The sequence below is a fragment of the Pseudomonas sp. TAA207 genome (genome assembly GCF_001529285.1).
In the GTDB taxonomy this organism is placed as follows: Bacteria; Pseudomonadota; Gammaproteobacteria; order Pseudomonadales; family Pseudomonadaceae; genus Aquipseudomonas; species Aquipseudomonas weihenstephanensis.
The window spans coordinates 118,496-126,396 of record NZ_LLWJ01000057.1 but is presented as its reverse complement, the minus strand read 5'-3'; the positions used below and the strand labels follow the sequence as shown (position 1 = coordinate 126,396).

Here is a 7,901-nt window from a genome sequence, read left to right as displayed (position 1 = left end):
ATGCTCTCCTTGCTGAAAAAAAAGGACTTGAAAGGCCCAAATGCCGTTCAAGTGCTGGTAATGACTATCAAGGTTCGTGCCAGTAAAAATAAAAACGATATAAATCAACAAGATAGATAAAGTAAGCGCATGAAATTACCAGTTTTCAGGTAGGAAACATAGATAAAGTGCGCAAGAAGTTGCGCAGTACTGCGCAACTTCTTGCGCACTCGTCTACAGCTACCGGTTTATATGCGCTGTGGCGATGTATCCACACGGTTATCCACATTTGAGTGCGCAACTTCTTGCGCAGTTGGTGTTTTCCATGAATTTCAATTTGGTTGATTTTAAAAAGTCAATGGTTGGTCGGGTTGTGCGTGGCGCTTTGCGTATCAGATGTGCGTTGTATCTGTACTGTTTTTGCGGGAGCAGGTTGAATGGCCGCTGACATTCAACCCGCTTTCTGCATGTTGTCAGTAGGGATAATTGCATGGGTGCCTGGCTTGTTACATTTATTTATGTAAGACAATTCTTTTGTTTTATAGGAATTGTCTGATAGATACGCATCCCTTATGAGCAGATGATTGTCTGACAATTTTGGTAACGTTCCGGGTTAAATTACAGTCTGTATTTAAAGCCATTAAACTATTGATTATAAAGGGGTAAATCCTTGGTTTTGCTGTTCGAGACCTGATGCTCTTAGTCGTGGATCCAAGGCTTGTCAAACAACTTTCAGACTAGGCTGCGTTCCTGAAAAAAGAGCGGCTCTGTATCTGGAAGATATGAAGGTCATGATTCTTTGCGACGGACGGGAATCAATTTTTTGGTAACTGCACGTTTATTTTTTGTGTATCCTCTCGGCCCGCATCAAGTGTCAAAGTGCCATAAAGGTATGTATGACGGTTGATTGATTGTCTGTTGGATCGTCTGTGCTCATGCACACCATCCACGGTACTTTCGGTATGTGCCAGGAGGCACGAACGCTCAGCGTTCAATCATCAAGGAGGCATAGATGACGTATTCAAGCACGCTAATGGTTCGCTATGCCGACTTGGCCCGGCAGCCTATTTCAAGTGATAACTTTGCCGGCGACGAAGTTCGCTACTCCAGTGAGTTCGAAGCCCTGGAAGCCGAGCTGGAAAAGGCCCAGTCGCTGCACGCCAGTGGCCCCATCGACTGGTTGAAAATCCAGGAAAACAGCGAACAAATTCTGCGAACATCCTCCAAGGATTTACGTGTCGCCGCCTGGCTGACATGGGCCTTGCATCTGCGTGAGTCGTTTGTGGGGCTGCATGCCGGATTAGGCGTGTTGGTGTACCTGTGTGAGCATCACTGGGAGCAGTTTCACCCCGCCAAAGCGCGCACTCGGGCCGCTGCGATTGCCTGGTTGGTACCGCGTCTAGAAGGTGCGCTCAAAGATGACGTGCCGATCAAAGAGCAACTGCCGCTGTTCCGCAGCCTGGTCAAGCAGTTGCAAGCGCTGGATACGGTGCTGACACAACACCTTGACGATGCTGCGCCGTTGCTGTTGCCCATTCACCGGCGGCTGGCAAACATGGTTCAGCGCGCGGCGAACAATGAGCCAGAACCTGGCGTGGTAGGGGCGGTGGTGGCTCAGGTCAAGCAGGCCGCGACCCAGTTATTCACGCCCGGCACCCCGATTGATAACGAAAAAGACGCACAAAAAGCGCTGCGCACCCAGCAGGACAGCGCACGGCCGCTGTGTGCCTGGTGGCTTAAACAGAAGGCTACGGATGTGCGGGCGTTACGCCTTAACCGTACGCTGATGTGGATGGCGATAGACGCTGTGCCGGAGCGTAATACTGAGCACATTACGGCGTTGCGCGGGTTGCCCGTCGACAAACTCAAGGCTTATCAGGACCGTTTTGCCCAAGGTCAATATGCCGATCTGTTGGTCGAAGTCGAAGCCAGCCTGGGCAAAGCGCCGTTCTGGTTCGATGGGCATCGCATTGTCTGGGAGTGTTTACAGGCGCTGAATGCCGAGATCGCCATGCGTGAGGTGGAAATCCACTTCAGCCTGTTGATTCAACGTTTGCCGGGCATCATCGAATTGCGCTTTCACGATGGTGCGCCGTTTGCCGACCCGGCGACGCGCGCGTGGATCAGCGCCAATGTCATGCCGCACCTGCAAAGCACCAGTGCGCCGCGCAAGGTGGAAGTGACCGCCACTCAGCCCGCGTGGGAATTGGCCCTTGAAGCGGTGCTACCGATTCTGCGCAAGGACGGCCTCAAGCCCGCCGTACAGACCCTCAAACAAGGCTTGCAAAACGCTCAGGGTGGACGTGTCCGGTTTTTTTGGCAGTTCGCCCTCGCGCGGCTGTGTTTTATGGCCAAGAAGTACGAGCTGGCCAAGACCCAGCTTGAGACCCTGGACCACACATTACAGGACTCAGGCCTGCATGCCTGGGAGCCCGATCTTGCGCTGCAAGTACTGCATTTACTGCACAGCTGCTGCGAACTGTTGCCGCAGAACCATGCCGTACGTGAACGCAGGGATGAGATTTATCGCAGGTTGTGCCATCTCGATCTCGAAGTGGTACTCGAATAGGCCCCAGGGTCATACACGCAAGGAAAAAAACCATGGCCAAAGAAGGCTCGGTAGCCCCCAAGGAACGCATCAACGTCACCTTCAAGCCCGCCACCGGTGGTGCTCAGGAAGAAATTGAACTGCCGTTGAAACTACTCGCCATCGGTGATTACACCCACCGCAAGGACGAACGCAAAGTCGAAGATCGCAAGCCGATCAGCATCGACAAAATGACGTTCGACGAGGTGCTGGCCAAGCAAGAGCTGAGCCTGACCTTGAGCGTTGCCAACCGCCTTCAGGAAGAGAGTGACACTGAAGAATTGGCCGTGAAATTGCGCGTTAACTCGATGAAAGACTTCAACCCGGCCAGCCTGGTTGAGCAAGTGCCGGAGTTGAAAAAACTGATGGAGCTGCGCGACGCGCTGGTGGCCCTCAAAGGCCCATTGGGCAATGCGCCGGCCTTTCGCAAAGCCATCGAAAGCGTATTGGCCGACGATGAATCCCGTGGTCGCGTACTGGGCGAGCTGGGCTTGAACGCCGCCGCCCAGGACGCTTGAGTCCCCATCAGCCAAGGAAGACAACGCAATGAGCACCAACGCAGCGCAGCAAAGCAGTACCGAAAACGGCGAATACAGCATTCTTGACAACATCATCGCCCAGACGCGTCTGACCCCGGACGACGAAGCCTATGACATCGCCAAGCGTGGCGTGTCGGCGTTTATCGAAGAGCTGCTCAAGCCGCAGAACAATGGTGAACCCGTCAAGAAGGCCATGGTTGACCGCATGATTGCTGAGATCGATGCCAAGCTCAGCCGTCAAATGGACGAAATTTTGCACCACCCTGATTTCCAGTCGCTGGAATCGTCGTGGCGTGGCCTGCAACTGCTCGTTGACCGCACCAACTTCCGCGAAAACATCAAAATCGAAATCCTCAACGTGTCTAAAGAAGACCTGCTGGACGATTTCGAAGATTCGCCAGAAGTGATGCAGGCCGGCCTGTACAAACACATCTACACCGCCGAATACGGCCAATTTGGTGGTCAGCCTGTGGGCGCGATCATCGCCAACTACTTCATGTCCCCAAGCTCGCCCGACGTGAAGCTGATGCAGTACGTGTCCAGCGTGGCCTGCATGTCCCACGCGCCGTTCATTGCAGCGGCCGGTCCCAAGTTCTTCGGTCTGGAAAGCTTCACCGGCTTGCCTGACCTCAAGGACCTCAAAGACCACTTCGAAGGCCCGCAATTTGCCAAGTGGCAGAGCTTCCGCCAGTCCGAAGACTCGCGCTACGTGGGTTTGACCGTGCCGCGCTTCTTGCTGCGCAACCCGTACGACCCCGAAGAAAACCCGGTCAAGTCGTTCGTCTACAAAGAAACTGTCGCCAACAGCCACGAGCACTACCTGTGGGGCAACACCGCCTACGCGTTTGGCACCAAGCTGACTGACAGCTTCGCCAAGTTCCGCTGGTGCCCGAACATCATTGGCCCGCAGAGCGGTGGTGCGGTTGAAGACCTGCCGCTGCACCACTTCGAAAGCATGGGCGAAATCGAAACCAAGATTCCCACCGAAGTGCTGGTGTCTGACCGCCGTGAATACGAATTGGCCGAGGAAGGTTTCATCTCTCTGACCATGCGCAAAGGCAGCGACAACGCCGCGTTCTTCTCAGCCAGTTCCGTGCAAAAGCCCAAGTTCTTTGGCATCAGCGCTGAAGGCAAGGCCGCCGAGCTGAACTACAAGCTGGGCACCCAGCTGCCGTACATGATGATCGTCAACCGTCTGGCTCACTACTTGAAAGTGTTGCAGCGCGAGCAACTCGGTTCGTGGAAAGAGCGCACCGACCTTGAACTGGAACTTAACAAGTGGATCCGCCAGTACGTGGCCGACCAGGAAAACCCGAGCGCCGAAGTGCGGGGTCGTCGTCCATTGCGCGCAGCCCAGATCATCGTCAGTGACGTTGAAGGCGAGCCTGGCTGGTACCGCGTCAGCTTGAACGTGCGTCCGCACTTCAAGTACATGGGCGCCGATTTCACCCTGTCGCTGGTGGGCAAGCTGGACAAAGAGTAAACGGAGCGTTTGATGACGGGATACGGCAGCCTTTTCGAGCGCTTGAATGGCGATGCGGATAAACGCATCGGCTGGAGCCGCGAGGTTTCGGCGATGGCGTCTGTGGCTGCCCATCTCGCCAAGATGCTCAGCACCCGTGCGGGCAGTGTGCAAACGCTGTCCGATTACGGGTTGCCCGATCTCAATGACATGCGCCTCAGCCTGCACGACTCCTTGAGTCAGGCGCGCTTGGCGATTGTGGGTTTTATCGAAGCCTACGAACCTCGCTTGAGCGAGGTGCGTGTCGTTTCTTTGCCGCGTGATAACGATCAACTGCGCCTGACCTTCAGTATTGAAGGGTTGCTGGAAGTTGAGGGTTTGAAGCGTCAAGTAACGTTCAGCGCCTGCCTGGACGGCAGCGGTCAAGTCAAAGTGACCTGAAGATTGCGCGCCGTAGCAGGGCGGCGCATCGCGAGACGTGAGCAGTTCCTTATCGGTCCAGGGGTGGGCAAAGCCTGGACGGGCAGGGCAGTTTTTTCATGAGTTTTAATGCCAGGAAGGTATTTCGTGTCCTTTAACCACTACTACCAAAGCGAACTCACCGCACTTCGCCAGTTAGGTCGTCGATTCGCCGAGCGCAGCCCGGCGTTGGCACCTTTTCTGGGGCAAGCCGGTCGGGATCCGGACGTGGAGCGGTTACTGGAGGGGTTTGCCTTTCTGACCGGGCGTCTGCGCCAGAAGCTCGACGACGAGTTGCCGGAGTTGAGCCATTCGTTGATGCAATTGCTGTGGCCCAACTACATGCGTCCGTTGCCGGCATTCAGCATTTTGCAGTTTGATCCGCTGACTTTGCCGGGCCCTGCACTGAGGGTGGAACGCGACACGCCGGTAGAAAGCGTGCCGATTGACGGTGTGCGCTGCCGTTTTCGCACCTGTTACCCGACCGACGTCATGGCGCTCGACCTGACCGCCCTCAATTATTCGGTCAAGGGTGACGGTTCGTTGCTCAGCTTGCGCCTTGAAATGAGTGCAGACGGCCACTTGGGAGAGCTGCAACTGAGCACGTTGCGTTTGCATTTTGCCGGCGAGCGTTACATCAGCCAAATGCTGTACCTGAGCCTGCTGCGCAATCTTGAAAGCATCGAACTGGTGCCGTTGAACGCTGCGGGCAAGCCGCTCGATGGTGTGGGCGGGCGCCCTATGGCGTTCAAAATGCCGGGCGACCGCGTGCAGCCCGTTGGCTTCGCGGAAGAAGAAGCGTTGATTCCGTATCCGCTCAACACCTTCCGGGGTTACCGCTACCTGCAAGAGTATTTCGCGTTTCAGGACAAGTTTCTGTTTGTCGATGTCAATGGGCTGGACATGCTCAAGGCGTTGCCACCCGACACGCTCAAACAGATGCGCGGCCTGGAACTGCGCTTTGAAATCCGCAAGAGCGGTATCCAGCGCCTGCGTCCCACACTCGACAACGTGAAGCTGTATTGCACGCCGATTGTGAACCTGTTCAAGCATGACGCGCTGCCGATTCGCCTCGACGGTAAACAGGACGAGTACCTGCTGTTGCCCGCGGAGTACGAACAAGAGCATTGCGGTGTGTTCTCGGTCGAAAGCGTGATTGGCTGGAAACCCGGTGGGTTGGGTTATCAGGACTACGTACCGTTCGAATCGTTTGAGCATGACCCCAGCTTCGATGTGCCCACCGCCCGTGCGCATTACAGCATTCGCCAGCGCTCGTCGTTGCTGCACGGGGGCCTCGACACGTACTTGAGTTTCGGTATTCGTCAGAGCGAAGCCCATGAAACCCTGTCAATCGAGCTGACCTGCACCAATCAGAACCTGCCGCGCAAACTCAAGTTGGGTGACATTTGCCGGGCATGTGAAGAAACCCCGGAGTTTCTGACCTTTCGCAACATCACGCCTGCGACCGCCAGTTTCGCGCCGCCGCTCAATCGCGACTTCCTGTGGAAGTTGATCAGCAACATGTCGCTTAACTACCTGTCGCTGGCCGATGTCAATGCGTTGAAGGTGATTCTCGAAACCTACGACCTGCCGCGCTACTACGACCAGCACGCAGAGAAAGTCAGCAAGCGTTTGCTGGGCGGTCTCAAGTCGATCAAGCACCAGCACGTGGACCGCTTGCACCGTGGGTTGCCGGTGCGCGGGTTACGCACTGAGCTGACTGTCGACACTCAGGGGTATATCGGCGAAGGCGACTTGTTCGTGTTTGCGTCGGTGCTAAACGAGTTTTTCGCACTTTACGCCAGTCTTAATTCGTATCACGAGTTGCGCGTAAAAAGCACACAGGGAGAGGTGTACCAATGGACACCCCGTATGGGCCTTCAGCCGCTTCTTTAAGCGGGCTGAGCCGGGTAATACGCGAGTACTCGCTGTTTCAGGCCGTGTTGCTGGTGGTGGACCGCTTGCGTGAAGCGCATCCCTACCTGAGCGAAGACGATCTGTACGACCAGTTGGAATTTCAGGCCAACCCCAGCCTCGGGTTTCCGGGCAGTGATGTGGACCGGGTTGAGTTTTTCAACGAGCACGGGCAGTTGCGCGCACGCCTGCGGTTCAATTTGATCGGGCTTGTAGGCGCCGGTTCGCCCTTGCCTGCGTTCTATGGCGAGCAGGCGCTGGGCGACAGCGAAGACGGCAACCCGACACGCAACTTTCTGGATGTGTTTCACCATCGCCTGCAACGGCTGATGCTGCCGATCTGGAAAAAATACCGCTACCGCGCCAGTTTTCAGAGCGGCGCGCTCGACCCTTTTTCGGCGCAACTGTTTGCGCTGATTGGCTTGGGCGGCGAAGAGATTCGTCAGGCCAAGGAGCTGAACTGGAAACGCTTGCTGCCATATCTGGGGTTGCTCAGCTTGCGGGCACACTCGGCGGCGTTGATTGAGGCAGTGCTGCGTTACTACTTCAAACACGCGCAATTGACCATCGAGCAATGCATTGAGCGTCGGGTCGAGATTCTTGAAGAACAGCGCAACCGTTTGGGCCGTGCCAACAGCCTGTTGGGTGAAGACTTGGTACTGGGTGAGCGGGTGCGCGACCGCAGCGGCAAGTTTCGTATCTACATCCGCGAACTGGATTGGGAGCGTTTTCATGAGTTTTTGCCCATCGGGTTCGGTTACCAACCGTTGTGCGCTCTGGTGCGTTTTACCTTGCGTGATCCGCTCGACTACGACATCCGCCTGGTGCTGCGTCAGGAAGAAATCCGCGAACTGCGCATTGGCGAACAAAACGCCTGTCGTCTGGGCTGGACCAGCTGGCTGGGCCGCGAGCGCGCCGACGGTGTGGTGACGCTGGGCAGCAAAATACATTAAGGACTGAT

The 7,901-nt window shown here is 55.8% G+C and carries 6 protein-coding genes; all 6 read left to right on the top strand.

Features of this window, described 5'->3' with window-relative positions; translation table 11 throughout:
• Nucleotides 1–991 precede the first annotated feature (991 nt).
• The 6 genes from tssA (at nt 992) to tssG (ending at nt 7,893) form a co-directional block, all read left to right on the top strand.
• Nucleotides 992–2,548 (top strand): type VI secretion system protein TssA, encoded by a 1,557-nt coding sequence (gene tssA, locus AP059_RS05695; RefSeq protein WP_059762374.1) that lies wholly within the window; start codon nt 992–994, stop codon nt 2,546–2,548.
• 32 nt (nt 2,549–2,580) lie between these two features.
• Nucleotides 2,581–3,084, top strand: a complete 504-nt coding sequence (tssB, locus tag AP059_RS05690) for a type VI secretion system contractile sheath small subunit (RefSeq protein ID WP_048365897.1) — start codon at nt 2,581–2,583, stop codon at nt 3,082–3,084.
• Nucleotides 3,085–3,112: 28 nt separating this feature from the next.
• Nucleotides 3,113–4,588, top strand: a complete 1,476-nt coding sequence (tssC, locus tag AP059_RS05685; RefSeq protein ID WP_048365896.1) for a type VI secretion system contractile sheath large subunit — start codon at nt 3,113–3,115, stop codon at nt 4,586–4,588.
• Between the two features lie 12 nt (nt 4,589–4,600).
• Nucleotides 4,601–5,008: a type VI secretion system baseplate subunit TssE gene (gene tssE / locus AP059_RS05680; protein WP_059762373.1), complete on the top strand. Its 408-nt coding sequence runs from the start codon at nt 4,601–4,603 to the stop codon at nt 5,006–5,008.
• A 126-nt stretch (nt 5,009–5,134) separates the two neighbouring features.
• Nucleotides 5,135–6,922: a type VI secretion system baseplate subunit TssF gene (gene tssF, locus AP059_RS05675; protein ID WP_059762372.1), complete on the top strand. Its 1,788-nt coding sequence runs from the start codon at nt 5,135–5,137 to the stop codon at nt 6,920–6,922.
• Complete coding sequence (gene tssG, locus AP059_RS05670) at nt 6,886–7,893, top strand: type VI secretion system baseplate subunit TssG (protein ID WP_059762371.1); 1,008 nt, start codon at nt 6,886–6,888, stop codon at nt 7,891–7,893. The genes tssF and tssG overlap by 37 nt, the downstream gene beginning before the upstream one ends.
• Nucleotides 7,894–7,901: the final 8 nt, after the last annotated feature.

Excerpts from the sequence above, each read along its gene's own strand:
- tssA (WP_059762374.1), top strand. The coding sequence starts at position 992 with ATGACGTATTCAAGCACGCTAATGGTTCGCTATGCCGACTTGGCCCGG.
- tssB (WP_048365897.1), top strand. The coding sequence starts at position 2,581 with ATGGCCAAAGAAGGCTCGGTAGCCCCCAAGGAACGCATCAACGTCACC.
- tssC (WP_048365896.1), top strand. The coding sequence starts at position 3,113 with ATGAGCACCAACGCAGCGCAGCAAAGCAGTACCGAAAACGGCGAATAC.
- tssE (WP_059762373.1), top strand. The coding sequence starts at position 4,601 with ATGACGGGATACGGCAGCCTTTTCGAGCGCTTGAATGGCGATGCGGAT.
- tssG (WP_059762371.1), top strand. The coding sequence starts at position 6,886 with ATGGACACCCCGTATGGGCCTTCAGCCGCTTCTTTAAGCGGGCTGAGC.